Origin of the sequence: Streptomyces sp. NPDC005266, from assembly GCF_040607655.1 — a bacterium.
Lineage (GTDB): Bacteria > Actinomycetota > Actinomycetes > Streptomycetales > Streptomycetaceae > Streptomyces.
In genome coordinates, this window is the sequence record NZ_JBEXHC010000004.1 from 504,194 (window position 1) to 528,336 (window position 24,143).

Consider the following 24,143-nt stretch of genomic DNA (forward strand, 5'->3'; position numbering starts at 1 on the left):
ATGGTCCATCTCGCTGCGGAGAACCGCTACGACTCCATGCAGTACCAGCGCTGCGGGCGCAGCGGTGTGCTGCTGCCGAAGGTCTCGCTCGGCCTGTGGCACAACTTCGGCGACACCCACCCCCTCGAAACCCAGCGCGCGGTGCTGCGCCGCGCCTTCGACCTCGGCGTCACCCATATCGACCTGGCCAACAACTACGGCCCGCCGCCCGGCAGCGCCGAGACCAACTTCGGTTCGGTCTTCGCTCAGGACTTCCGCCCCTACCGGGACGAGCTGTTCATCGCGAGCAAGGCCGGATACCTGATGTGGCCGGGCCCGTACGGGGAATGGGGCTCGCGGAAGTACGTCCTGGCCAGCCTCGACCAGTCGCTGTCGCGGATGGGCCTGGACTACGTCGACGTCTTCTACTCCCACCGCTTCGACCCCGACACCCCGCTGGAAGAGACGATGGGGGCGCTCGACAGCGCGGTGCGGCAGGGCAAGGCGCTCTACGCGGGTCTGTCCAACTACCCGCCGGAGGCGATCGCGGAGGCGGTCGAGATCCTGAAGGAGCTGCGCACCCCGTATCTGATCAATCAGCATCCGTACTCGATCCTGCAGCGTGAGGTCGAGGGCGGTGTGCTGGAGGCCTCGGCCGAGGCGGGCGTCGGGGTCATCGCCTTCTCGCCGCTCGCGCAGGGGCAGCTCACCGATCGCTATCTCCACGGCGTTCCCGCCGACTCGCGCATGGCGCTCGGCCACTTCCTCAAGCGCGAGACGCTTACCGAGGAGCGGCTGGCCTTGCTGCACGCCCTCGACAAGCTCGCGGAGGGGCGTGGCCAGACCCTCGCCCAGATGGCGCTGGCATGGGTGCTGCGGGACCCGCGCGTGGTGTCCGTGCTGATCGGCGCGAGCAGCGTGGCCCAGCTGGAGCAGAACGTCGCGGTGCTGGACTCGCCCGGCTTCAGCGACGCCGAGCTGGCCGAGATCGACCGGCTCTCCGCCGAAGCCGGCGTCGCGATCCCCTGACGGTGACCCGACGGCTGACGGTGACCCGACGGCGAACCGAATCGGTGCGCTGCCGCCTGCCCGCGCGCACCGCAGCGCACCGGTCCGGGTTCCTGGTACCGCGGGCTACGGTTCACCCATGAGCGGAGAAACGGGCTTGCGGGAGCGCAAGAAGCAGCGGATGTACCGGACGATCTCCGAGACGGCGATCTCCCTCTTCCTCGAGCGCGGATTCGACCAGGTCTCCGTCGCCGACGTGGCCGCCGCGGCCGAGGTGTCCAAGCCCACCCTCTTCCGCTACTTCCCCTCCAAGGAGGATCTGGCGCTCCACCGGTTCGCCGACCACGAGGACGAGGCGGCCCGGGTGGTGCGCGATCGGGCAAAGGGGGAATCCCCGCTGGACGCGCTGCGACGGCACTTCCTTGCCGGGCTGGAGCGCCACGATCCGGTCACCGGTCTGAACGACGACGCGGATGTCCTCGCCTTCCACCGGTTGCTGTACGGGACTCCCAGCCTGGTGGCCCGGCTGTTCGCGTACATCAGCAGGTCGGAGGAGGCGCTGGCGAAGGCGCTGCGGGAGGCCGCCCCGGAGGGCACCGATGAGATCGCCGCACGGATCGCCGCAGGCCAGATCATCGCCACCCAGCGGATCCTCGCCCAGGAGACCTGGCGCCGGATCGAGGCCGGAGCCACCGCGTGGGGCGTCCATCCGGAGGCGGCCGCCGCCGCGGAGCGCGCCTTCGGCATGCTGCGCTCGGGGCTCGTCCCGTACGCCTGACCGGGGCACTGGTCTGCCTCGGCAAAAAATTTTACTCGGTTACAAATTATACCGAGTATCGATTACGCTGCCCTGGGCAACGGCACGAGGGGCGGCGCATCCATGACGACAACCGATCACGACAACACACTCACCGGGGCACTCGCCGAGGAACGGGCCTACCACGACACCTGCCGCGCGGCGATGGCCCGCATGGTCCGGGGCGCGGGGGAGCAGGTCGTCACCGGCGAGGACGTGGCGAGCAGCGGGGCGGACGCCGAGGTCCTCGGCCGCCATCTGCGCAGCTATGCCAAGGAGCTGGCCGAGGAGCCGGACACCCCGCTCTTCTTCGGCCGCCTGGACTTCGACCACGCCCCCGCCACCGGCGACCACCGCGGCCAGAGCTACCACATCGGCCGCCGCCGTATCGTCGAGCACCCCTCCGCACCTCCGCTGGTGATCGACTGGCGCGCCCCGGTCTCCCGCGCCTTCTACCAGGCCGGCCCCCGCGACCCGCAGGGAGTGGCGGTGCGCCGCCGTTTCGGCTGGGCGCCCTGGAGCCGCGGCGACGCCGAGGACCTGACCGGCATCGAGGACGAGCATCTGGCATCCGGTCAGGCGCGGCCGGGCGCCGGCGCCGGCACCATCATGACCGATGAGATCGAGCGCCCCCGAGTAGGCCCGATGCGTGACATCGCCGCCACCATCCAGCCGGAACAGGACGACCTGGTCCGCGGCGAACTGACCGACTCGGTCTGCGTCCAGGGCGCCCCCGGGACCGGCAAGACCGCCGTCGGTCTGCACCGGGCCGCCTATCTCCTCTACACCCATCCACAGCGCCTCCAGCGCAGCGGCCTGCTCGTCCTCGGCCCCAACCGCGCCTTTCTGCGGTACATCGCCGAGGTGCTGCCCGCGCTCGGCGAGATCGACATCAGACAGTGCACGCTGGAGGACGAGATCGCCCGCCATCCGGTCCGCGCGACCGACACCGACGCCGCCGCGGCCGTCAAACACGACGCGCGGATGGCGGCGGTGCTCTTCCGCGCCCTGTACGGCCGGGTGCGCCCGCCCGCCGAGCCGCTCGCCGTCCCCGACGGCTCGTACCGCTGGCGCGTCCCACTCGAGGAGCTGGAGCGGCTGGTGGAGGAGGTGCGCGCACAGGAGCCGCCGTACGCCGTAGGGCGCGAGCGCGTACGGTCCCGTACGGTCGCGCTTCTCCAGCGCCAGGCCGAGCGGCGCGCCGGGCCGCCGAACAGCGAATGGCTGCGACGCATGGGACGGTCCAAGGCCATCACCGCCTATATGAACGCGGTATGGCCGGCCGTCCGCCCCGAGGAAGTGGTGGCCGAGCTGTTCACCGACGCCGACGCGCTGGCCGTGGCGGCCGGTGGACTGCTGAGCGCCGAGGAGCAGGCGGCAGTGGGCTGGCGGAAGCCGCCGCGCTCCTTCAAGAGCGCCAAGTGGTCCCCGGCGGACCTGGTACTCCTCGACGAGGTGGCCGGGCTCATCGAACGGCCCGCCGGCTACGGCCATATCGTCGTCGACGAGGCCCAGGACCTGTCTGCGATGCAGTGCCGTGCGATCGCCCGCCGCGCCGGCTTCGGCTCGCTCACCGTCCTCGGCGACCTCGCCCAGGGGACGACCCCCTGGGCCGCCCGCAGCTGGCCGGAGCACCTGGGCCACCTGGGCAAACCCCAGGCCGCCGTGGTTCCGCTGACCACGGGGTTCCGCGTGCCGGCCGTCATCGTCGCGCTGGCCAACCGGCTGCTGGATGCGCTGCGGGTCGAGGTGGACCCGGCGCGCTCACTGCGCCGCGACGGGACCTTGCGGATCCGCCAGGTGGCCCGCCTCACCGACGCGGTGATCGAGGCGGTCCGCGAAGCACTCGGTCAAGAGGGCTCGATCGCCGTCATCGCCGCCGCACCGGACGCGGCGCGGGTGAGTCGCGAGCTGGAGACGGTACGGATCGCGACCGCCGGCCCCGACCAGCCCGACGCCGCCGCACGCGTCACCGTGCTGCCCGCGACGCTCGCCAAGGGGCTCGAATACGACCATGTCATCGTGGTCGAGCCCGCGGCCATCGTGGCGGCCGAGCCGCGTGGCCTCCACCGGCTCTACGTCGTCCTCACCCGGGCCGTCTCCCGGCTCGATGTGCTCCACCACCGCCCCCTGCCGGACGCCCTGAGGTGATCGCCCCGCACCCGGATAGCATGAACGGCCTGCCCGCGACGACCTCGAACCGCCCAACGGAGACGCAGCCTTGGCCACACGAAGGATCCCGGTCATTCTTCTCACGGGTTTTCTGGGCTCCGGAAAAACCACGATGCTCAATCACCTGATGCGGGACACTACGGATACCCGCATCGGCGTCATCGTCAATGACTTCGGATCCATCAATATCGACGCCTTGGCCGTCGCCGGACAGGTCGACTCGATGATTCCGATCGAGAACGGCTGTCTGTGCTGCGCCGCGGACGCCTCCGAGATGGACGACATGCTCGAGCGGCTCACCGACCCGGAGCTGCGCATCGATGTCGTCGTGATCGAGGCGAGCGGCCTCGCCGAGCCACAGAGCATGATTCGTACGCTGCTGTCCAGCACCAATGAGCGCATCCTCTACGGCGGTCTCATCGAGGTCGTGGACGCGGCCGAGTTCCCGCGCACCCGCGAGCGCCACCCCGAGCTCGACCGCCATGTCCGCGCCGCCGACCTGGTCGTACTCAACAAGACCGACCGCGTGGGGGAGGAGGAGCGGCAGCGCCTCCTGGAGACGGTCGCGGCAATCGCCCCGGGGCTTCCGGTCCTCACCGCCGAACACGGCCGAGTCGACCCGGGCCTGTTGTTCGACCATCGGCCCCGCCACACCGTCGAGGAGCGCTTCCGGCAGCTCTCCTTCGCGGATGTGTGCGCCGACGGGCACGACCACAGCCGCCATCTCCACGCCGCCTACGACAGCGTGGAATTCACCTCGTCCGAGCCGCTGAACCCGCGTCGCGTCATGGAGTTCCTCGACAGCCGCCCCGCGGGCCTCTATCGCGTCAAGGGCTTTCTCCACTTCGCGGGCACCGGCGAGGACCGGAGATTCACGCTGCACGCGGTCGGCTCCTTTCTCCGGTTCCGGGCGTCGCCCTGGGAGCGCGGCGAATCCCGTACGACACAGCTGGTGATGATCGGCACCGGGATCGATGCCGACACCCTCACCAAGCAGCTGACGCAGTGCGTCGTGACCTCTTCGGAGGAGATCGGCGAACAGCACATGATGGGCGTCCTGCGCTACACGGACTAGGGAATTCCGTGTCCGTCGGCGGGCAACCGTTCGATGGTGTCAAAGGTCCTGGTGGGTGTACGTGAGGTAAACGCTCACCAACGAGCAGGAGGATCTGTGCGTCACCGTTCCCTTGCCACCGTCGCGCGCTGCGCGACGGTGGTCGCACTTGTGACCACCCCCGTCTTACTCGCCGCACCCATGGCAGGCGCCGCCGAGGCCCGCACCACCACGGCCGGCACCGCGCCGCAGGCCGACTTCAACAAGGACGGCTTCGCCGACGTCGCTGTCTCCGCGCCGACCGGCGAGGCCGGCGGCAAGGCCAAGGCCGGCTACGTCGCCGTCGTCTACGGCTCGGCCTCCGGCGCGAACACCGCCCACCGGCAGGTCATCAGCCAGGCGACCGAGGGCGTCCCCGGCGACCCCGCCGCGTCCGCGAGATTCGGATCGCGTACCGTCGCCCGCGACCTGGACGGGGACGGCTACACCGACCTCGCGGTCCAGACGGGCGGGAGCCCGGCCATCACGGTCCTGTGGGGCTCGGCGAACGGACTGAGCGGCGGAACCCGGCTGCCCGCCGGTGACGGTGACGCCTTCGGCACGAGCATCATCGCGGGCGGCGACTTCAACGGCGACGGCCAGGCCGACCTGGTCGATCAGGTCAACGTCAGGGACTCGGAGGACAACGAAACGGCCGGACTGCGCGTTCGCTTCGGCCCGTTCACCCGTGACGGCGCCGCCGCGGGCAGCGCCACCGTCGACACCGGAAAGATCGACAGGCCGACCAGTCTGACCGCGGGCGACATCACTGGCGACGGCAAGGACGACCTCGTCTCCACCCACGCCTTCGAGGAGATGTCCGAGCCCAGCCTGTTCTGGAAGGGCGAGGCCAACGGCCTCGCCAGGACGCCCGTCAGTCTCGTCCACGCCGCCGCCGCGACCATGGGCGACGTCGACAAGGACGGCCGCGCCGACCTGATCGTGCGCACCGTCCCCGGCAACGTTGTCGAGAACCTCCCGTACGACCACGGCACCGTCAAGGTCCTCTACGGCACCGCGTCGGGTCCGAGCGCCACCCGCACCACGGTCATCGACCAGAACACCGCGGGCGTGCCGGGCGTCAACGAGGACGGGGACCAGTTCGGCGCCTCGCTCAGCGCCGGGGACGTCAACGGTGACGGATACGCCGATGTCGCCGTCGGTATCCCGGACGAGGACCTGGACTCCGTGAAGGACGCGGGCAGCGTCGTCCAGCTCTACGGCGGTCCGAGCGGTCTGTCCGGCACAGGCGCCCAGGCGTTCACCCAGGACACCGCCGGGGTCCCGGGTGCCGCCGAGGCGGGCGACCACTTCGGCGCGGCGGTGCGGCTCGGCGACACCGACGCCGACGGAAAGGTCGATCTGTCCGCGGGCGCCCCCGATGAGGACGGCACCTACACCTCCAGCGGCGCGGCCTGGGTGCTGCGTGGCCGGGCTGATGGCCTCACCACCGACGGCATCGTCTCCTTCGGGCCGTCGGGGCTCGGCGCGCCCGAGGCGGACGCGGCGCTGGGCAGCGACTTCCCGCACTAGTCCGGTACGGGGCGACCACACGGAAGCACGTCGCCGCCCACCGCGCGAGCTCGCGCGGTGGGCGGCGACGTGCCGTCACCAGCGGTGGTGCACCTGGGCCCGGATCCGCCGGTCGTACAGATCGCCGATGGCCTCCAGCGTGGCCTGCGGCAGCGGGGGCAGCCCCGCTGCCGCCGCGTTCGCCCGGGCCTGCTCGGGCGAACGCGCGCCCGGGATCACCGAGGTCACGCCCGGCTGCTGGACGATCCAGCGCAGCGCCGTCTGCGCGGGCGTGGCCCCCTGCGGCGCCAGCTCCCCGAACTCCACCGCCGCCTCGACACCCTTCTCGAAGTCCACGCCGGAGAAGGTCTCACCCTGGTCGAACATCTCGCCGTGCCGGTTGAACGTGCGGTGGTCGTCCTCGGCGAAGACGGTGTGCCGGGTGTACTTCCCCGACAGCAGACCGGACGCCAGCGGCACCCGCGCGATGATCCCCACCCCGGCCTCCCGAGCCGCCGGAACCACCCGCTCCAGCGGCTTGAGCCGGAACGGGTTGAGGATGATCTGCACGCTCGCCGTGCCGGGCCGTGCGATCGCCGCCAGCGCCTCCTCGCAGGTCTCCACGCTCACCCCGTACGCCGCGACACGCTCCTCCGCCACCAGCGTGTCCAGCGCGTCGAAGACCGCGTCGGAGGAGTGCACCGAGGACGGCGGGCAGTGCAGCTGGACCAGATCCAGCACATCCACTCCGAGGTTGGCGCGGGAGCGGTCGGTCCACGCCCGGAAGTTGTGCAGGGTGTAGTTCTCCGCGACCTGCGGCATCCGGCGCCCCATCTTGGTCGCCACGAAGATCCCGGCGTCCGGGCGGTCCCGCAGAAACCGTCCGATGAGCTGCTCGCTGCGCCCGTCCCCGTACACATCGGCGGTGTCGAGGAACGTCACGCCCGCCTCGACGGCCGCGTCCAGGACGGCCAGGGCGTCCGCTTCGTCCACGTCGCCCCAGTCCGCGCCCAGCTGCCACGTCCCGAGCCCGACGACGGAGGCCTTCCGGCCCGTCCGGCCGAACACACGCTGCTCCATGGTCCCTCTCTCTCCTCCGGTGCGGCTCACCGTACTCTCACCGGCCGTGCCCCCTTCCGTCGGCCTCCCTGCTCGTCGGACAGCTTGTCAAGTACCTACAAAAACATCATGTGAGCTGCGGCGATTGATGTCGGGGTACCTGACAAGTAGGGTGTCCCGCATGTCAGCACTGAACGTGGAATTCAGCGATCGGGAACTTGAGGACCTCCGCCAAATCGCCAAGGAGCGCGGTACGACGATGAAGGCCCTCGTCCGCGAGGCGACGGTCGCCGACATCGCCCGGCACCGCGCCCTGCAGGAAGGTGCCGAGGTGTTCCGGCGCTTCTTCGCGGACAACGCCGACGCCTTCGCGGACGCGTTCCCCGACGATGAACACCGCCCCGGACAGGCCGCCTGAACATGGCCGCGCCTTTGCATATCGACGTCCCCTGGCTGCTGCAGCGCCATGAGGAGGTCCTGCCCGAACAGCCGGCCATCTCCGACTTCTCCGGGCTCGTCGCCGCCGTGGCCCGCCACCGCGTCGACCCGCCGCGCCTGGGCGTCGATCCCGACCCCGCGTGGCGGGCCGCGGCGCTGCTGCATACGATCGCCCAGCTCAGACCACTCCCGGCGAGCAACGCACGGTTCGCCAGCGCGACCGCCGTCGCCTATATGCACGCCTCCGGCGAGGGCATCGACCCGCCGTACGGGGCGCTGATCGATCTGGTCCGGGACATCCTGTCCAGCAAGGCCGATGTCTTCGACGCGGCCGGCCGCATCCGCTCGTGGCGGATCTGAGGGGGCAAAGGGAAGGCTCAGCCCAGACCGAAGTGTGGGGCAGCCACAGCCGATAGCGCGCGCCGATTCGTCCGCTTCCTCCATCGTCGCGTACGGAAGACGCCCGGCGGCCGGGAATCCATTCGACGGATCGCCCGGCCGCCGGGCACCGAGCCGGCGGGGGAGGCCGCCTCGTGCGTCAGCCGGCCGAGCCGAACTCCTCTGCCAGCGCCTGCTTCTCCAGCGTCTCCCGCCGCTCATCGGCCGGCGTGTGTCCCGCGGCGTCCGCCGCCTGGACTCGTTCGGCCTCTGCGAGCAGCCCACGCCCGGTGGCCAGCACACCGATCCCCAGCGCGACCGCCGCGGCCCCGATGTAGAAGGGCAGATGCACCCCGTAGTGCTCGGCGGTCTTGCCCGCGGCATACGGGGCGAGACCGCCCCCGATGAAGCGGACGAAGCCGTAGGAGGCCGAGGCGACGGGGCGTTCGACGGGCGCGACGGTCATCACCGCCTGGGTGGTGATGGTGTTGTTGATACCGATGAAGGCACCGGCCACGATCACCGCCACGATCAGCGTCGCCTTGGAGGTGGTGAAGACGCCGATGACGAGGATGTCGAGCGCGAACAGCGCCAGATTCAGATACAGCGAGCGGGCTATGCCCAGACGGGCCTGCAGCCAGGGAGCGCCGAAGACGGAGAAGAAGGCGACGAGCAGGCCCCAGCCGGTGAAGACATAGCCCAGTTCATGGGTGCCCAGGTCCATGGGGAAGGGCGCGTAGCCCAGCACGGTGAAGAAGCCCCAGTTGTAGCAGAGCGCCGTCAGCCCCATGGTGAGCAACCCGCGGTGGCGCAGCGCCTTGAGCGGGTCGGCGATCGACGCACGCCGCGGCGGGGTCGGGGTGGGCTCGACGAGCATGATGGTCGCGACCAGGGCGATGGCCATCAGGACCGCCACGCCGAAGAACGGCCCGCGCCAGCTGATCCCGCCGAGCTCACCGCCCAGCAGCGGGCCGACGGCGATGCCGATGCCGAGCGCGGTCTCGTAGAGGATGATCGCTCCCGCGAAGCCGCCGCTGGCCGAGCCGACGATGACGGCGAGGGAGGTGGCGATGAACAGGGCGTTGCCCAGGCCCCATCCGGCACGGAAGCCGACGATCCCGTCGATGCCGCCGGCCGCCCCGGCCGCCGCGCTGAAGCACACGATGAGGACCAGCCCCGCCACCAGGGTGCGCTTGGCGCCGATGCGGCTGGAGACGAAACCCGTGACCAGCATGGAGAGGGCCGTGACCACCAGATAGCTGGTGAACAGCAGCGACACCTGGCTCGGCGTGGCGTGCAGCTTGGCGGACAGGGACGGCAGGATCGGGTCCACGAGCCCGATGCCCATGAAGGAGATGACGCAGGCGAAGGCAACCGCCCAGACGGCCTTCGGTTGTTTGAAGGGGCTTTGGGTGCTGGGATGAGCGGACAAGAACAGCTCCGTCGGTCGGGGCCCGAGCCGCGCCGACATGACAGGCCATGGCGCGGCAGGGTGCCGGTTGATCAGGAAGCGGGGGGCCCCGGGGGCCTCCGCGCCCGTGTCGCGTTCTCGACCAGCCGCTGGAAGGCGGGGGCGGCGGCGCGGACGGCGGTGGCGAGAGCCCGTTCGTCCTCCGGGTCCAAGGTGGCCAGCAGTTCGGCCAGCCGGGTGGTGCGGTGACGGCGCCGCTCGGCGAGCAGCTCCCGCCCGTCGTCGGTGATCGCCACCAGCACCACCCGCCCGTCGTGCGGATCGTCGACCCGGGTCACCAGGCCCTGCCGCTCCAGCCGCTGGATCAGCTGGGTCATCGAGGGCTGGGTGACGCCCTCTTCGGCGGCCAGGGCCGTCAGCCGTGACGGGCCCTCCCGGCTCAGCCGGCCGAGGGTGGAGGCGGCGGTGAAGCTGATATCCCGGTTGGTCAGCTGGCGCACCGCGAGGAACGCCAGTTGCTCCAGCGCTTCCGCGACCTCCTCACGGGCCGCCCCGGCGTCCCCGTCCCGGTGACCGGACTGATGCGTGTATTCCACACGTATATTTGTATCACACGCCTATATAAGTGGGCCATGGAAAGGCCAGGGGCCAGAAGGCGGAGCGGGGCCAGGAGGGGCGGGCGGCTCAGCGGAAGATGCCGGTGTGGCCGAGGGAGTAGCGGCCGGGCTGCGGGTAGACCGCCAGCCCGTGCGGGCCGCCGCCGACGGGGATACGCGCGCGCAGCCGGCCGTTGCGGGTGTCGATCGCGTACACCTCGGCGTTGTAACGCCCCGAGAGCCACAGCACCTTGCCGTCGCTGGAGACGCCGCCCATGTCGGGGCTGCCGCCGCCGGGGAGCCGCCACCGCTTGACGAGCTTGCCGGTCTCGAAGGACAGCACCGAGATCGTGCCCTCGCCACGGTTGGAGATGTACATGGACCGGGAGTCGCGGCTGACGTACAGGCCGTGCGCCCCTTTGCCGGTGGGCAGCAGCTTCGGCCGGGTGAAGGCGTCACCGTTCAGCACCCACACGCCGTTGGCCACCATGTCGGCGATGTACCAGGTCTTGCCGTTCGGCGAGATCTTGACGTCCTGCGGCATCGCGCCCGCCAGCGGCAGCCGTTGCTTGGCGACCACCTTCTTGCGCGCCGTGTCCACCTTCAGCAGTTCGCCGGAGAACTCGCACGACACGATGAAGTAGCGCCCGTCGGGCGAGAAGTCCGCGTGGTTGACGCCATAGCAGTCCACCGGCACCGACTTCACCACGCGCATGCTGTGCGCGTCCCGGAAGACCAGCTGCCGGTCCATGGACGCCATCACCACGGCGTGCTTGCCGTCGGGGGTGAAGTACAGGTTGTACGGGTCGTGGACGTCGACCGGACGGCCCACCTTGCCGGTCGCCGGGTTGATCGGGGTGAGGCTGTTGCCGAGGTCGTTGTTGACCCACAGCGTCTTCAGATCCCAGGACGGCACGACGTGCTGTGGCTGGGAGCCGACCTGGATCGTACGGATCACCTTGAACTTCTTCGGATCGATGACGCTCACCGTGTTCGACAGCGTGTTGGGCACATACACCCGCGACGGGAAGTCCTTGACCACCCGCGACAGCTCGCCCGGCCGGTCCGCCGCGTAGATGTCATGGGGGTTCAGTGGGGGCGGCATGCCCGGCAGCAGCCGGGCCCGCGCGGCCTTCTCGGCCGCGGCGGACGCGTGGAGCGAGCGGCTGGCCCGCGGGGTCGCCGACTTCTCCCGGCCGGGCTTGTGCCCGTCGGAGGACGCACAGGCCGCAATCGCGGCGCAGCACAGCAGCACGGCCGCCGCCGCCCGGACCGGGGCGGTACGCGGCCGGGACGCGGAGGAGGGGCGGCGGGGAGGGGCACTGGCCACGGGGGTCCTCCAGCGGTGAGGCGGGCTGTGGCCGGTGCCCGTACCGCGGCCGGCCGTGGCCCAAGATTGTCACCGCCGCTGCCCCCCGGCACCCGCCCGCGGCCAAGCAGGTGAGCGGCATACCGCCCTCGGCCGAAGGCCCCCGCCCGCGCGGCGTAGGATCGCCGCCGACGCCCGGCAGCGCCCGGGAAGGCCTCGCGGCGAAGGGGAGCGGACGGTTGCGGTTCGGACTGCTGGGCACCGGTCACTGGGCTGCCGAGACCCAAGGCGCGGCGCTCGCCGCGCACCCGCGGGCGGAGCTCGCCGGGATCTGGGGTCGCGATCCGGCCAAGGCAACGGCCCTGGCCGACCGGTACGGCACGCGCGCCTACACCGACGCCGACGCGCTGATCGCAGAGGTGGACGCCGTCGCGATAGCCCTCCCGCCGGACATACAGGGCGGCCTCGCCGAGCGCGCCGCGCTGGCCGGCCGCCATCTGCTGCTGGACAAGCCGCTGGCCTTCACCACCGAGGCCGCCGACCGGATCGCGGCCGCCGTCGAGGAGCGCGCCCTGGCCTCGGTGGTGTTCTTCACCAGCCGCTTCGCCGCACCCATCGAGACCTTCCTCGGGACCGCCGCGGCGGCCGGAGGCTGGGACGGCGGCCGGGCCACCGCCTTCGCCTCGATATTCCAGCCCGGAAGCCCCTACTGCGACTCCCCCTGGCGCCGGGAGCGCGGCGGACTGTGGGACGTCGGCCCGCACGCCCTGTCCGTCCTGCTGCCGGTCCTGGGCCCGGTGGCCGAGGTCACCGCCATCGACGGGCCGCGCGGCGCCACGCACGCGCTGCTGCGCCACCGCTCCGGCGCGGTCGGCACGCTCGCGCTCACCCTGGACGCCCGCCCCGCCGCCATGGAGTTCGCCGTCGACTTCTACGGGGAGCAGGGGATCGCCGCCGTCCCCGACGCCGGGACGACGGCCGTGAAGGCGTTCACCTCCGCCGTCGACCGGCTGCTGCTCAGCGCCCGCGACGGCGGAGCGGACCCCTGCGACGTGCGGTTCGGCCGCGAGGTGGTCGCCGTCCTGGAGGCCGCCGAGCGCTCCCGCCGCGAGAGCCGCGCCGTCGCACCCGCCTGAGCCGCGCCCGGCGGTACCGGGCCGCGCCGGGTGGTACGCGCCGAGCGGCACCCAGCCGCGCGGCGCCCGGCACCGCACCGCCGATTCCCCGCATACTCCGGCGTTCGCGGGGGAATCGGGTGCCATGACCAAGCTCTGCCTTCCGGCGGGCATCCGGGCCTGCCTGTTCGATCTCGACGGAGTGCTGACTCGGACCGCGGTGGTGCACGCGGCGGCGTGGAAGCAGACGTTCGACGAGTTCCTGCGCCGCCGCGACGGCCCCTCCTTCCGCCCCTTCGACGCGACCGACGACTACGACGAGTACGTGGACGGCCGCCCGCGCGCCGACGGCGTCCGCACCTTCCTGGCTTCCCGGGGGATCGAGCTCCCCGAGGGCGATGACGACGACCCGCCCGACAAGGACACCGTCCACGGGCTCGGCAACCGCAAGAACGCCCTGGTCCTGGAGAAAATTCGGGAAGAGGGCGTCGAGGCGTACCCCGGATCGGTGCGCTTCGTCGAGGCCGCCCGCGCGGCCGGCCGGCGGACAGCGGTCGTCTCCTCCAGCGCCAACTGCCGCGATGTGCTGATCTCCGCCGGTATCGAGCACCTCTTCGAGGTGCGGATCGACGGCGTGGTCGCCGCCGAGCGGGGGCTGCCGGGCAAACCTCACCCGGACACCTTCCTGGAGGCCGCCCGCGAGCTGGACGTCCCCCCCGAGGCCGCCGCCGTCTTCGAGGACGCCCTGGCGGGGATGGAGTCCGGCCGCGCCGGCCACTTCGGCTGGGTCGTCGGCGTGGACCGGGTGGGTCAGGCCGACGCGCTGCGCAGACACGGCGCCGACATCGTGGTCAAGGACCTCGCCGAGCTGCTGGAGGACGCTTCGTGATCACCGACTCCTCGTACACAGTCGACCCCTGGCTCCTGCGCGAAACCAAACTCGACCTGGATCTGCTGCCCCAGAGCGAATCCATCTTCGCGCTCTCCAACGGCCATGTCGGCTGGCGCGCCAACCTCGACGAGGGCGAGCCCCACGGCCTGCCCGGCTCCTACCTCAACGGTGTGCACGAGCTGCGCCCGCTGCCGTACGCCGAGGCCGGCTACGGCTACCCCGAGGCCGGCCAGACCATGATCAACGTCACCAACGGCAAGATCATCCGGCTGCTGGTGGACGATGAGCCCTTCGACCTGCGCTACGGCCGGCTGCGCTCCCACGAACGGGTGCTCGATCTGCGCGCCGGGGTGCTCCACCGCACGTGCGAGTGGACCTCCCCGTCCGGCACCAGTGTGCGGGTGCGCTCCACCCGTCTGGTCTCCCTCACCCAGCGGGCCATCGCCGCCGTCGCCTACGAGGTGGAGGCCCTGGACGCCGAGATCCGCGTCGTCGTCCAGTCCGAGCTGGTCGCCAACGAGCAGCTCCCCGAGCGCGGGGGCGACCCCCGGGTCGCCGAGGCCCTGGAGTCCCCGCTGCTGGCCGAGGAGAACGCCGCCAACGACAAGCGGCTGCGGCTGATCCACTGCACCGACGCCAGCAGGCTGCGGGTCGCGGCCGCCGCCGACCATCTGATCACCGGGCCGCCGCCCACCCGGCACGCGAGCGAGAGCGGCGATGACGTCGCCCGCCTCACCGTCACCTCGGTGCTCGAGCCCGGCGAGGTCCTGCGGCTGGAGAAGCTGGTCGCCTACGGTTGGTCGGGTGCCCGTTCCCTGCCCGCCGTACGGGACCAGGTCGAGGCGGCGCTGGCCGGGGCCGCGAGCACCGGCTGGCAGGGCCTGCTCGACCAGCAGCGCGACTGGCTGGAGGACTTCTGGGCCCGCGCCGACGTCGAGGTCGAGGGCGACGCCGAGATCCAGCAGGCCGTACGCTTCGCCCTCTTCCATGTGCTCCAGGCCGGCGCCCGCGCCGAGGAACGGGCCATCCCCGCCAAGGGCCTCACCGGCTCCGGCTACGACGGCCACTCCTTCTGGGACACCGACACCTTCGTCCTGCCCCTGCTCACCTACACCTTCCCCGACTCCGTGGCCGAGGCGCTGCGCTGGCGCCAGTCCATCCTGCCCGCCGCCCGCGAGCGGGCCCGCCAGCTCGGCCACGACGGCGCCGCCTTCCCCTGGCGCACCATCGACGGCTCCGAATGTTCCGCCTACTGGCCGGCCGGCACCGCGGCCTTCCACGTCAACGCCGATGTGGCGGACGCGGTGGTGCGCTACGTCGGCGCGAGCCGCGACGACGAGTTCGAGCGCGAGAGCGCCGTCGAGCTCCTGGTGGAGACCGCCCGGCTCTGGCGCTCCCTGGGCCACCACGACCACCACGGCCGCTTCCACATCGACGGGGTGACCGGCCCCGACGAGTACAGCGCGCTCGGCGACGACAACGTCTACACCAACCTCATGGCCCAGTCGAACCTCCGGGCCGCCGCGGCCATCGTGGAGCGCCACCCGGACAAGGGCGCCGAGCTGGGCGTCGACGACGAGGAGGCCGCGGCGTGGCGGGATGCCGCCGAGTCCATGTCCGTCCCCTACAACAAGGCCCTCGGCGTCCATGAGCAGTCCTCGGGATTCACCGGCCATCAGGAGTGGGACTTCCAGACCACCCGCCCCAACGACTACCCCCTGATGCTCCACTTCCCCTACTTCGACCTGTACCGCAAGCAGGTGATCAAACAGGCTGATCTGACGCTGGCGATGTATCTGCGCGGCGAGTGCTTCACCGAGGAGCAGAAGGCGCGCAACTTCGCCTACTACGAAGCACTGACCGTCCGGGACTCCTCCCTGTCCGCCTGCAGCCAGGCCGTCATGGCCGCCGAGGTCGGCCATCTGCGTCTCGCCTACGACTACTTGGGCGAGGCCGCCCTGATGGACCTGAAGGACCTGGAGCACAACACCCGCGACGGAGTGCACATCGCCTCGCTGGCCGGCACATGGATCGCGCTCGTGGCCGGATTCGGCGGCATGCGGCACTTTCAGGGCAGGCTGGAGTTCTCGCCCAAACTGCCCGAGAAGCTGGCCCGGCTGGCCTTCACCCTCCAGGTGCTGAGCCGCAGGCTGCGGGTCGAGATCACCGACTCCGCCGCCACCTACTCCCTGGTCGAGGGCGCGCCGATGGAGATCCGGCACTACGGGCAGGTGATCACCGTCTCCGACAAGAATCCCCGGACCTGCGACATCCCCGACCAGACGGCCCGCCCCGAGCCCCACCAGCCCCCCGGCCGCCGACCGCACCGCCGAGCCTGAGCGCGGCCCGAGGGAAAGGGGCGTGCGGTGGACCCGCTGGAGGCCTTGGACCGGATCGCGTTCCTCCTGGAGCGTGCCCAGGCTCCGACGTACCGTGTGCGGGCCTTCCGCACGGCCCAGGCGGTCCTGTCCGAGCTGTCCCCGGAGGAGGTGCGGCGGCGGGCCGAAGCGGGCACGCTCACCTCCCTGAAGGGGGTCGGCCCCAAGACCTCGCAGGTGGTGCGGGAAGCACTCCAGGGGGAGGTGCCGTCGTATCTGGCGAAACTGGAAGCCGAGGCCGTACAGGCGAAGGAGGAGACAGACGAGGCGGCGGCAGAGCTGTGCGCCGCGCTGCGCGGGGACTGCCATATGCATTCGGACTGGTCCGACGGCGGTTCACCGATCGAGGAGATGGCCCGTACGGCTGCGCGGCTCGGGCATGACTGGGCCGCGCTGACGGACCACTCGCCACGGCTGACCGTCGCCCGTGGCCTCTCGCCCGAACGGCTGCGAGCTCAGCTGGACGTGGTCGCCGAGCTGGCCGACAAGCTCGCCCCCTTCCGGCTGCTCACCGGCATCGAGGTCGACATCCTCCCCGACGGCTCCCTCGACCAGGAGCCGGAACTGCTCGACCGGCTGGATGTAGTGGTGGCCTCCGTCCACTCCCAGCTGCGGATGGAAGCCCGCCCGATGACCCGCCGGATGGTGACCGCCGTCTCCAACCCCCTGGTCGATGTGCTGGGCCACTGCACCGGACGGCTGCTGGCCGGAAAGCGACGCCCGGAGTCCGCCTTCGACGCCGACGAGGTCTTCGGCGCCTGCGCGGCGGCGGGCACCGCGGTGGAGATCAACTGCCGGCCGGAGCGGCTGGATCCGCCGCGCCGACTGCTGAGGGAGGCCGTACGGGCCGGGACGTTCTTCTCGATCGACACCGACGCCCACGCGCCCGGCCAGCTCGACTGGCGGATCAACGGATGCGCCCGGGCGGCGGAATGCGATGTCCCGAGGGAACGGATCATCACCACCTGGACGGCCCGGCAGCTCCTGGAGTGGACGCGTACCCGCAAGGCCCCGCGCCGCGCGTCCCGCAAGAGCTGACGAGCCGCGATAAAACCGGCTCAGGCCCGGGGGCCCGCGGGGTCGAGTACGGCCTCGACATCGACGGTGACGTCGACCAGGTCGCTCACCACGACCCCGCCCCGGTCGACCTTGTCGTTCCAGGACACACCGAATTCCTGGCGATCGACCCGCCCCGTGGCGAGGAACCCCGCCCGCCGCCTCGGCCCGAGGTTCTTCCCGTCCTCCCACCAGGGCGTGTCCCACTGCCCCAGATAGGTCACATGCAGGGTGACGGGTCGGGCGGTGCCACGCACCGTGAGATCGCCGGTGACATCGAACTCGGTCGCGCTCAGCTGGGTGACGCCCGTACCGACGAAGGTCCAGGTCGGATGGTGCTCGACATCGAAGAAGTCCGCGCTGCGCAGATGGGCGTCCCGCTGCGGCTGGCCCGTGTACACCTGAGTCGCGTCGATCGTCGCCTCGAAGCGTGCGCCCTCCGGCTTGTCGGGGTCCACCTCGATGAAACCCTGGATGTTTTTGAACTGCCCCCGTACATGAGTGACCATCATGTGCCTGGCTTTGAATTCGGCGCCCGTGTGGCCGGGCTCGAAGAACCATCTGGTGACTGCCATGTCCGCTTCCCTCGCCTCTGATGCCGCTGGGTCACCCCGCAACGATCATGCGGCAGCGGCGGCGAGCCGGCCTCTCGGGTCATACAGGAAATGCCCGATGAGTTCACCTATTTGCCGTACATCCTGTCGATGCCACCCCTGATGGGGCTACGGTGACAAGTGCCGCACAGGCCCGGTCCGGGGCATGGCGTACGGGGGAATTCATGACGGACATGACGCAATTGAGCGATGCCGCCATCGAGCGGATTCTCACCATGGTCGAGGCCTCCGCGGCCGCTGTCGCCGCCGACGAGCATGAAGAGCTCTTCGAGGAGTTCGCCGAGGAGATGCGTGCCGGCCGGCGAGTGCCCGGCGCCGGGGACTTCTTCGACGACCACAGTGGCGCGCCCGCCGTCGACACCCATGTGTGTCTCACCATCGGGCTGTCCGTGCTCGGCCAGATCGCCTTCAAGGTGCTGTCGACGGCGACCGACATGGCCATCGAGCGCGGAGTCAGGGACGCCGTCAGCTATCTCCGGCGGTCTCTGCGCGGCGCCGACGCTGGCACCGGCCCGGATGGCGACAACACCACGGACGGCACGGATGGCACCGCGCCGCTCGCCCAGCGGGTGACGGTCGAACTGCGCCTCCCCGCGGAGGTGGACGCGGACACGGTACGGGCCGTCGTACGGATCCAGGCGGAAGCGCTCGTCCGCTCCGAACCGGGTCCCCGGAGCGGCACGGACGGCACCGCCTAACACCGTCCATGACCGCCGCGTCCCCCGTCCGCCGGCTGCGCCGGGCCGAGCGGACCTGCTGGGCGATCCTCCTCGCGCCGATCTGCGCGGCGCCCGCAACCGGCGCGAGCGTGATGACCATCGGTGACGAACCGGTGAGCGCACCGGTCGCGATCGGCGGCACCGCTCTCCTGGCCGTACTGCTCCTCTTCGCCCTCACCTTCGGGCCGCTCCTCAACGAGTGGCGCTCCGCCTCCCTCAGCGGCCGTGAGGCGCAGGAGGGGCTGCGCCGGGTCGACTGGTCGAAGAAGGGCTGGGCACGCATCCGCGACACCTTCCACACCGCGGGGCTGGACACGGAGCAGCTGGACGCGGTCTCCAGCTGGTCACCGGCATCCAACCTGAAGGTGCTGCACGTACCGCAGCGATCCCCGGGCATGCTGGGCCGGATGGAGGACTGGGGCACCCGGCTGCAGCGCCGCAAGTCCCTCTGGGTGGTGAGCGCCGCCGCCGGAGTGACCTTCGGGGTGCTGCGGGACCGGGTATCGCCCCCGTTCGACACCGACGGTCTTTTGACCCCCGCGATCGCCGTGGTCGCCGTCCTGTGGGCCGCCGCGGGCATCTTCATCTACCATGCCTTCGCGCTGAACGTCCGCAGGCCCACGGTCCAGGTCGCGATCCCGCAGGGCTGGCGCACGCTGCTGCGGAGCTCGCCGGAGACCGGAGCGGTGCTGCTCCGGCACGAGATCTCCCATCTGCGCCACGGCGACCCGATGAGACGGCGCTATCTCGCCCATGTGCCGGGGGCGGGAAAGTTCGCCGTCGTCTTCGACTCCGTGACGGCCCTGGGCATCACGCCCCTAAAGACCTCGGGACAGACGATCGCGTCGATATCGGCGTTCGTCATCACCCTCATCGGCGGCCTCTACGCCAACAGCCGAGCCCATAGGCTCCTGGTCACCCTGATGGAGACGCGGGCGGACGCCGAGGCTGCCACGGACGAGGAATCGGCGCGCCATCTCGCCGCCTTCCTGGCCCGTCACCAGGCCACGGCCCCCACCGCGCAAAAAGCCGACCGTCTGCGCGCCCTGTCCTCCCACCGGACCGGCCGGCACCCCGCCCCCTACCCCCGCGCCGTCGCCGCCGCCTGGGTGTTCGCGGCCGGCACCTGCGCACCGGCGATCGGCATCTGGACGGGCCTCCTGGACGGGCCACCGATGTGACATCCGTAACCCTCCGCGAAGGGCGGGCGATGGCCGCGAATCCGCCGTCCGCCACGACCTGGCTCGGCTGGTTCCCGAGGCGCAACCAAGGGTAAGGAGTGTGCCGACAGCCTGCGCGAGACGGGGAGGAGACGGCGGACGATGAGCGGCACGGATCCGGACGGCGGGGGAGGGCGGGAGACGAAGAGCCGCGCGCCCGCCGACCCCGAAGGCGGGGACGCCGCCTGCTGGCTGGACCGCGTCTGCACCGAGTGCGGCGCCATCCAGGACATCGCACCCTTCGACCGCTGCTCACGCTGCGGAGCCGAGGCGGAGGCCGGCTGACCGGGCCGTGCTCCGCGCCTGCTGCCTGGTGCCTGGTCCGGCTACGACCGCCGCGGTTTCACCGAGCCGTTCCGTCGGACCACCGAAGGGAATGACCTTCGTCCGGGTGGCCGGTGGCCCGCACAGTACCCGCGGGATCGTTCGGATCACCTCCCCCGAAAGAGCCACGTCGTCTCGCGATACCGAGACACGCGGAATTCGCTCGCGGCGGCGCTTGTCGCCCGCACTGTCGGCCGGATGTGACCGGCGTCCATGACCGGTGTCACGTCATCACTCCCGCACCGCAGTCCCAACGGCGCGGTAACGTAAGGCAGTCCGAATCGGTAATCGGCCAAGTGCGTTGCGTGCGCATCCCGGAGAGAGCGGCAAGGAAATACCTATGCGGCAAGAGAGCGGTCCCGAGTCCATTCTTCAGGTCGGGCTCGGCTTCATGGCGTCGAAGACCTTGCTTACCGCGGTGGAACTCGACCTGTTCACCCGGCTCGCCGAAGGCCCTCTCAAGGGCGGTGAACTGACCGAAGCGCTGGGCCTGCACCCGCGGGGCGCGGCGGACTTCCTGGACGCTCTGGTCGCCATGGGTTTCCTCGGGCGCTCCGACGGCGTGTACCGCAACAGCCCCTCCGCCGACGCCTATCTCGACCGGAAGAAGGCCACCTACGCCGGCGGAATCCTCGAGATGGCGAACAGCCGGCTGTATCCGTTCTGGGGCTCGCTCACCGAGGCGCTGCGCACCGGAAAGCCACAGAACGAGCTGAAGCACGGCGGAGACGAATTCGGCGCCATCTACCGCGACCAGGAGAGCCTGGAACGATTCCTGCACGGAATGACCGGGCTCAGTATGGGCAAGGCGCTCAAGATAGCCGAGAAGTTCCCCTGGGCCGACTACCGGACGGTGCTGGACGTGGGCGGCGCGGTGGGCTGCGTTCCGGTGGCCGTGGCCCAGCGCCACCCCCATATGACCGGCGGAGTCTACGAGCTGCCTCAGGTGCGGCCGGTCTTCGAGCGGTATGTGGCGTCCTTCGGCCTCGAGGACCGGCTGTCCTTTTACGGCGGCGACTTCTTCACCGACGACCTCCCCGGTGCCGATGTCATCGTGCTGGGGCAGATTCTGCACGGCTGGGGCCTCGAGGAGAAGCGCCTGCTGCTGAAGAAGGCGTACGACGCCCTGCCCGAGGGGGGAGCGGTCCTCGTCTACGACGCCATCATCGACGACGAGCGCCGGGAGAATGTCTCCGGGCTGCTGGGAAGCCTCAACATGCTCATCGAGACCCGTACCGGTTTCGAGTACACGGCCGCCGACGGCCGCACATGGCTCGCGGAGACGGGATTCCGCAGCGGCCGCGTCGAACGTCTGACGAGCGGCCATTCCATGCTGGTGGGCCTCAAATAACCCGCGCCGCCCCCGGGGGAGTGCGTCAGCCCTGGGTCAACCACAGATCGGGGCCGAAGACTTCGTAGTGGATCGAGCTGGGGTGCACCCCGCGCTCCAGCAGCTGGGTGCGCACCGACCGCATGAAGGGCAGCGGCCCGCACAGGTAGGCGAGGACGCCGTCGGGGAGCTCCACGTCCGACAGGTCGACCCGTCCGGTGCGCTCGGCCGGCCAGTCGCCCTCCGGCCGCTCGTACCAGAAGTGGGCATTCCCGTGTGCGAGCTTGGTGACCAGCCGTTCCTGATCGGCGCGCAGCGCGTGGTCGGCGGGGGAGCGGTCGGCGTGGACGGCGGTGACCGGGGCCTGGTGGCCGCGGTCGACCAGGTCCTCCAGCATGGCGACCATCGGTGTGCAGCCGATACCCGCCGAGGCGAGCAGCAGTGACGAGTCCCCGGCGTCGAGCACGATGTCGCCGTAGGGCGCGGAGACGGAGATCAGGTCGCCCTCGTGGACGTGGTCGTGCAGATGGCCGGAGACCTCACCGGCCGGCCCCGTGCCGTCGTTCACGCGCTTGACCGCGAAGGAGCGCACGGTGGAGCCGGGGGCGTTCGTCAGGCTGTACTGGCGGATCTGCCGTGCCCCATCGGTTAGTTCGACCTGGATCGAGACATACTGGCCCGCCTTGAACGCCGGGACGGGGCGGCCGTCGGCGGGGCGTATCCGGAAGGTGACGACGTCCGCCGTCTCCTGGACCCGCCCGACCACCTCCCACTGCCGCCAGGTGCCACCCGCCAGGGCGCCGTGCTCCGCGTACAGCCGCCGCTCGATCTCGATGAGGGAGTTGGCCATCAGCCAGTAGACCTGGTCCCAGGCGGCGGCCACCTCCTCGGTGGCCGCCTCGCCGAGCACCTCCGCGATCGCGGCCGACAGATGGCGGTGCACGATGGGATACTGAGCGGGGCTCACCCCGAGCGAGGCGTGCTTGTGCCCGATCCGGCTCAGCAGGGCGTCAGGGCGCACGCCGGGCCGCTCCACCAGAGCGGTGGCGAACGCGGCGATGGCGCCCGCGAGCGCCTGCCGCTGCGTACCGGCGGCCTGGTTGCCTCGGTTGAACAGGTTCCGCAGCAGCTCCGGGTGCGCCTCGAAGAGTCTCCGGTAGAACAGATCGGTGATGGTTCCGATGGCTTCGCCGACGGCGGGGAGTGTGGCCCGGACGGTCTCGGCGGACTTCTGGCAGAGCATGAGCGGCCCCTCACTGGTATCTAAGATGCGCATTCAAAGGCGTGAAACAGCAACTCACGGCGACATGCCGGGCCTACGTCCGACCAGCCCGAGCAGTACCGGCCCTGTCGGGGATTCGACCAGATCGGCGACGGTCAGCGGATCGAGCGAGGTGAAGAACGCCTCCTGGGCCCGGCGCAGGGCCATCCGCAACCGGCAGCCCTGTCGCAGCGGACAGGGCGCATCACCCTCGCAGTCGACGACATCGCCCACCCCCTCCAGCTCCCGCACCAACTGACCGATCGAGGCGGTGCGCCCGGTCTCGGTGAGCGCCAGCCCGCCGCCGCGCCCGCGCCGCGTCTCGATGAGGCCGAGATGCTGCAGCCGGGCGGCCACCTTGGCCAGATGGCTGTAGCGCACCTGCATCTCCCCGGCGATCTGCCGGGCGGTGCAGGGTTCGGCTCCGGTGACCGCGAGGCGCATGATCGCGCGAAGGGCCAGATCCGTTGACTTGGTCAGCCGCATGGCGGCAGCTTAGATAATACGAATGTTAAATTCAATTTACGCGGGCGCCGACCGCACACTCCAGGCCGGCGCTAGCCCATCGGCGCGGCCCGGAAGTGCGTCGTTGCGCGGTTCTCGTCATCGAGCACATGGAAGGCCACCATCGGCGGCAGGTCGTAGTCGATACGGTCCTCGCCCTCGCACGGAAGCGTCAGCGTCGAGACCACGCCCGGTGCGGCCAGCAGGGGGAGCCGGGCGAAGGTGGTGGTCGCACCGGTGTGGGCATGGCCGCACAGCAGTGAGACGACATGGTCGTACCGGTCCAAAACCTCCTCCAGACGCTCGGCCCCGAACTGCCGGATGGCATCGACGTAGGGGAGGTGAAGCGGCACCGGCGGATGGTGGAAGGCGACGAAGGCGGGCACGTCCTGAGACGAGTCGGCCAGCGCGCGGTCCAGCCACGCGAGCGTGGTGTCATCCAGCAGGCCCTCACCGCGTCCGGGGACCGACGAGTCGCACATCAGAAACGTCGCGCCGGGGAGACGATGCACCCGGTTGACGGGGGATGTCTCGTCCTCACCCGTCCGCTCCGGGTCCTCGCCGAGAAAATGCCGCCGGTACGCCGCCCGCTCGTCATGATTGCCGGGGCAGGTGAACACCGGGAGCGGGGACTTGAGGATCGCTGCCGCCTCCTGGTACTCCTCCGCGGCCCCGTGGTCGGCGATGTCGCCCGTCACCACGATGGCGTCCAGCGGCCCAGGGAGCCCATGGAGATACGACATCACCCGGCGCGCGCGCTCGGCGGCCCTCGCCCCGCCGTCACCCCGGTCCTGGCCGAGATGCACATCGCTGATCTGAGCGAACACCACCATGGTGAGGTCTCCCGGCGACAAAGAAGCAGTACGCGACGCAGACCCGGCCAGCCTAATACTCCAGTGTGACTTCGCGATCTTGCTGCGGACCCGGCTGGGAACGGGTACGGCCACCGCGTGATCATCGGTTGGTGTGTGGACAAACG

23 protein-coding genes are annotated in these 24,143 nt (G+C 70.8%); 15 read left to right on the forward strand and 8 right to left on the reverse strand.

Going from position 1 to position 24,143, the window contains the following annotated elements:
* The 5 genes from ABZU99_RS11140 (at position 1) to ABZU99_RS11160 (ending at position 6,581) form a co-directional block, all read left to right on the forward strand.
* Positions 1–1,008, forward strand: a complete 1,008-nt coding sequence (locus ABZU99_RS11140) for an aldo/keto reductase (protein WP_355948429.1) — start codon at positions 1–3, stop codon at positions 1,006–1,008.
* Positions 1,009–1,126: 118 nt separating this feature from the next.
* On the forward strand, positions 1,127–1,765 hold the full coding sequence (locus tag ABZU99_RS11145; RefSeq protein WP_355948432.1) for a TetR family transcriptional regulator: 639 nt from the start codon (positions 1,127–1,129) through the stop codon (positions 1,763–1,765).
* Between the two features lie 102 nt (positions 1,766–1,867).
* Positions 1,868–3,934, forward strand: a complete 2,067-nt coding sequence (locus tag ABZU99_RS11150; protein WP_355948435.1) for an AAA family ATPase — start codon at positions 1,868–1,870, stop codon at positions 3,932–3,934.
* A gap of 70 nt (positions 3,935–4,004) precedes the next feature.
* Complete coding sequence (locus ABZU99_RS11155) at positions 4,005–5,030, forward strand: GTP-binding protein (RefSeq protein WP_355948437.1); 1,026 nt, start codon at positions 4,005–4,007, stop codon at positions 5,028–5,030.
* Between the two features lie 96 nt (positions 5,031–5,126).
* On the forward strand, positions 5,127–6,581 hold the full coding sequence (locus ABZU99_RS11160) for an FG-GAP and VCBS repeat-containing protein (RefSeq protein ID WP_356049227.1): 1,455 nt from the start codon (positions 5,127–5,129) through the stop codon (positions 6,579–6,581).
* Positions 6,582–6,656: 75 nt separating this feature from the next.
* On the opposite strand, the gene ABZU99_RS11165 is transcribed toward ABZU99_RS11160, so the two are convergent.
* Complete coding sequence (locus tag ABZU99_RS11165; protein WP_355948446.1) at positions 6,657–7,640, reverse strand: aldo/keto reductase; 984 nt, start codon at positions 7,638–7,640, stop codon at positions 6,657–6,659.
* 160 nt (positions 7,641–7,800) lie between these two features.
* On the opposite strand from ABZU99_RS11165, the gene ABZU99_RS11170 reads away from it, so the two are divergent.
* Entirely contained in the window at positions 7,801–8,037 is a 237-nt protein-coding gene (locus ABZU99_RS11170; protein ID WP_355948449.1) for a hypothetical protein, read from the forward strand.
* Between the two features lie 2 nt (positions 8,038–8,039).
* Positions 8,040–8,417, forward strand: coding sequence for a toxin Doc (locus tag ABZU99_RS11175; protein ID WP_355948453.1), 378 nt, complete (start codon positions 8,040–8,042; stop codon positions 8,415–8,417).
* 178 nt (positions 8,418–8,595) lie between these two features.
* Here the strand turns inward: ABZU99_RS11175 and ABZU99_RS11180 are convergent, their stop codons facing one another.
* The 3 genes from ABZU99_RS11180 to ABZU99_RS11190 all read right to left on the reverse strand — a co-directional run bounded on the left by ABZU99_RS11180 (position 8,596) and on the right by ABZU99_RS11190 (position 11,547).
* Positions 8,596–9,867, reverse strand: a complete 1,272-nt coding sequence (locus tag ABZU99_RS11180; RefSeq protein ID WP_355948455.1) for an MFS transporter — start codon at positions 9,865–9,867, stop codon at positions 8,596–8,598.
* 71 nt (positions 9,868–9,938) lie between these two features.
* A complete protein-coding gene (locus ABZU99_RS11185) occupies positions 9,939–10,442 on the reverse strand; it encodes a MarR family transcriptional regulator (RefSeq protein WP_356050429.1) in 504 nt (167 codons plus the stop codon).
* A gap of 88 nt (positions 10,443–10,530) precedes the next feature.
* Entirely contained in the window at positions 10,531–11,547 is a 1,017-nt protein-coding gene (locus ABZU99_RS11190; protein ID WP_356050430.1) for a YncE family protein, read from the reverse strand.
* Between the two features lie 443 nt (positions 11,548–11,990).
* On the opposite strand from ABZU99_RS11190, the gene ABZU99_RS11195 reads away from it, so the two are divergent.
* The 4 genes from ABZU99_RS11195 (at position 11,991) to ABZU99_RS11210 (ending at position 17,174) form a co-directional block, all read left to right on the forward strand.
* Positions 11,991–12,887, forward strand: a complete 897-nt coding sequence (locus ABZU99_RS11195; RefSeq protein WP_356050428.1) for a Gfo/Idh/MocA family oxidoreductase — start codon at positions 11,991–11,993, stop codon at positions 12,885–12,887.
* A 124-nt stretch (positions 12,888–13,011) separates the two neighbouring features.
* Positions 13,012–13,755, forward strand: a complete 744-nt coding sequence (locus ABZU99_RS11200; RefSeq protein ID WP_355948464.1) for a beta-phosphoglucomutase family hydrolase — start codon at positions 13,012–13,014, stop codon at positions 13,753–13,755.
* On the forward strand, positions 13,752–16,097 hold the full coding sequence (locus ABZU99_RS11205) for a glycosyl hydrolase family 65 protein (protein ID WP_355948467.1): 2,346 nt from the start codon (positions 13,752–13,754) through the stop codon (positions 16,095–16,097). Before ABZU99_RS11200 ends, ABZU99_RS11205 begins: the two co-directional genes overlap by 4 nt.
* A 27-nt stretch (positions 16,098–16,124) precedes the next feature.
* Positions 16,125–17,174 carry a PHP domain-containing protein gene (locus ABZU99_RS11210; RefSeq protein ID WP_355948470.1) on the forward strand — a complete coding sequence of 350 codons (1,050 nt, stop codon included), beginning with the start codon at positions 16,125–16,127 and terminating at the stop codon, positions 17,172–17,174.
* Positions 17,175–17,194: 20 nt separating this feature from the next.
* Here the strand turns inward: ABZU99_RS11210 and ABZU99_RS11215 are convergent, their stop codons facing one another.
* Positions 17,195–17,767: a YceI family protein gene (locus tag ABZU99_RS11215; protein WP_355948472.1), complete on the reverse strand. Its 573-nt coding sequence runs from the start codon at positions 17,765–17,767 to the stop codon at positions 17,195–17,197.
* 203 nt (positions 17,768–17,970) lie between these two features.
* Between ABZU99_RS11215 and ABZU99_RS11220 the strand changes: the two genes are divergently transcribed.
* The 4 genes from ABZU99_RS11220 (at position 17,971) to ABZU99_RS11235 (ending at position 21,420) form a co-directional block, all read left to right on the forward strand.
* Entirely contained in the window at positions 17,971–18,504 is a 534-nt protein-coding gene (locus ABZU99_RS11220; RefSeq protein WP_356050427.1) for a hypothetical protein, read from the forward strand.
* 8 nt (positions 18,505–18,512) lie between these two features.
* A complete protein-coding gene (locus ABZU99_RS11225; protein WP_356050426.1) occupies positions 18,513–19,706 on the forward strand; it encodes a hypothetical protein in 1,194 nt (397 codons plus the stop codon).
* 141 nt (positions 19,707–19,847) lie between these two features.
* On the forward strand, positions 19,848–20,030 hold the full coding sequence (locus ABZU99_RS11230) for a hypothetical protein (protein ID WP_355953747.1): 183 nt from the start codon (positions 19,848–19,850) through the stop codon (positions 20,028–20,030).
* Between the two features lie 379 nt (positions 20,031–20,409).
* Positions 20,410–21,420, forward strand: coding sequence for a methyltransferase (locus ABZU99_RS11235; RefSeq protein WP_356050425.1), 1,011 nt, complete (start codon positions 20,410–20,412; stop codon positions 21,418–21,420).
* A 25-nt stretch (positions 21,421–21,445) separates the two neighbouring features.
* Here the strand turns inward: ABZU99_RS11235 and ABZU99_RS11240 are convergent, their stop codons facing one another.
* From ABZU99_RS11240 to ABZU99_RS11250, 3 genes are all read right to left on the reverse strand, one after another.
* Complete coding sequence (locus tag ABZU99_RS11240) at positions 21,446–22,642, reverse strand: globin domain-containing protein (RefSeq protein WP_355953752.1); 1,197 nt, start codon at positions 22,640–22,642, stop codon at positions 21,446–21,448.
* Positions 22,643–22,696: 54 nt separating this feature from the next.
* Positions 22,697–23,146, reverse strand: a complete 450-nt coding sequence (locus ABZU99_RS11245) for an Rrf2 family transcriptional regulator (RefSeq protein ID WP_355953755.1) — start codon at positions 23,144–23,146, stop codon at positions 22,697–22,699.
* Positions 23,147–23,217: 71 nt separating this feature from the next.
* A complete protein-coding gene (locus ABZU99_RS11250) occupies positions 23,218–23,997 on the reverse strand; it encodes a metallophosphoesterase (RefSeq protein ID WP_355953758.1) in 780 nt (259 codons plus the stop codon).
* Between the last annotated feature and the right edge of the window lie 146 nt (positions 23,998–24,143).

What these genes read in the sequence shown, in the direction of transcription:
- ABZU99_RS11140 (WP_355948429.1), top strand. Translation starts at nt 1, where the DNA reads ATGGTCCATCTCGCTGCGGAGAACCGCTACGACTCCATGCAGTACCAG.
- ABZU99_RS11145 (WP_355948432.1), top strand. Translation starts at nt 1,127, where the DNA reads ATGAGCGGAGAAACGGGCTTGCGGGAGCGCAAGAAGCAGCGGATGTAC.
- ABZU99_RS11150 (WP_355948435.1), top strand. Translation starts at nt 1,868, where the DNA reads ATGACGACAACCGATCACGACAACACACTCACCGGGGCACTCGCCGAG.
- ABZU99_RS11165 (WP_355948446.1), bottom strand. Translation starts at nt 7,640, where the DNA reads ATGGAGCAGCGTGTGTTCGGCCGGACGGGCCGGAAGGCCTCCGTCGTC.
- ABZU99_RS11170 (WP_355948449.1), top strand. Translation starts at nt 7,801, where the DNA reads ATGTCAGCACTGAACGTGGAATTCAGCGATCGGGAACTTGAGGACCTC.
- ABZU99_RS11175 (WP_355948453.1), top strand. Translation starts at nt 8,040, where the DNA reads ATGGCCGCGCCTTTGCATATCGACGTCCCCTGGCTGCTGCAGCGCCAT.
- ABZU99_RS11190 (WP_356050430.1), bottom strand. Translation starts at nt 11,547, where the DNA reads ATGCCGCCCCCACTGAACCCCCATGACATCTACGCGGCGGACCGGCCG.
- ABZU99_RS11200 (WP_355948464.1), top strand. Translation starts at nt 13,012, where the DNA reads ATGACCAAGCTCTGCCTTCCGGCGGGCATCCGGGCCTGCCTGTTCGAT.
- ABZU99_RS11215 (WP_355948472.1), bottom strand. Translation starts at nt 17,767, where the DNA reads ATGGCAGTCACCAGATGGTTCTTCGAGCCCGGCCACACGGGCGCCGAA.
- ABZU99_RS11220 (WP_356050427.1), top strand. Translation starts at nt 17,971, where the DNA reads ATGACGGACATGACGCAATTGAGCGATGCCGCCATCGAGCGGATTCTC.
- ABZU99_RS11225 (WP_356050426.1), top strand. Translation starts at nt 18,513, where the DNA reads ATGACCGCCGCGTCCCCCGTCCGCCGGCTGCGCCGGGCCGAGCGGACC.
- ABZU99_RS11230 (WP_355953747.1), top strand. Translation starts at nt 19,848, where the DNA reads ATGAGCGGCACGGATCCGGACGGCGGGGGAGGGCGGGAGACGAAGAGC.
- ABZU99_RS11235 (WP_356050425.1), top strand. Translation starts at nt 20,410, where the DNA reads ATGCGGCAAGAGAGCGGTCCCGAGTCCATTCTTCAGGTCGGGCTCGGC.
- ABZU99_RS11240 (WP_355953752.1), bottom strand. Translation starts at nt 22,642, where the DNA reads ATGCTCTGCCAGAAGTCCGCCGAGACCGTCCGGGCCACACTCCCCGCC.
- ABZU99_RS11245 (WP_355953755.1), bottom strand. Translation starts at nt 23,146, where the DNA reads ATGCGGCTGACCAAGTCAACGGATCTGGCCCTTCGCGCGATCATGCGC.
- ABZU99_RS11250 (WP_355953758.1), bottom strand. Translation starts at nt 23,997, where the DNA reads ATGGTGGTGTTCGCTCAGATCAGCGATGTGCATCTCGGCCAGGACCGG.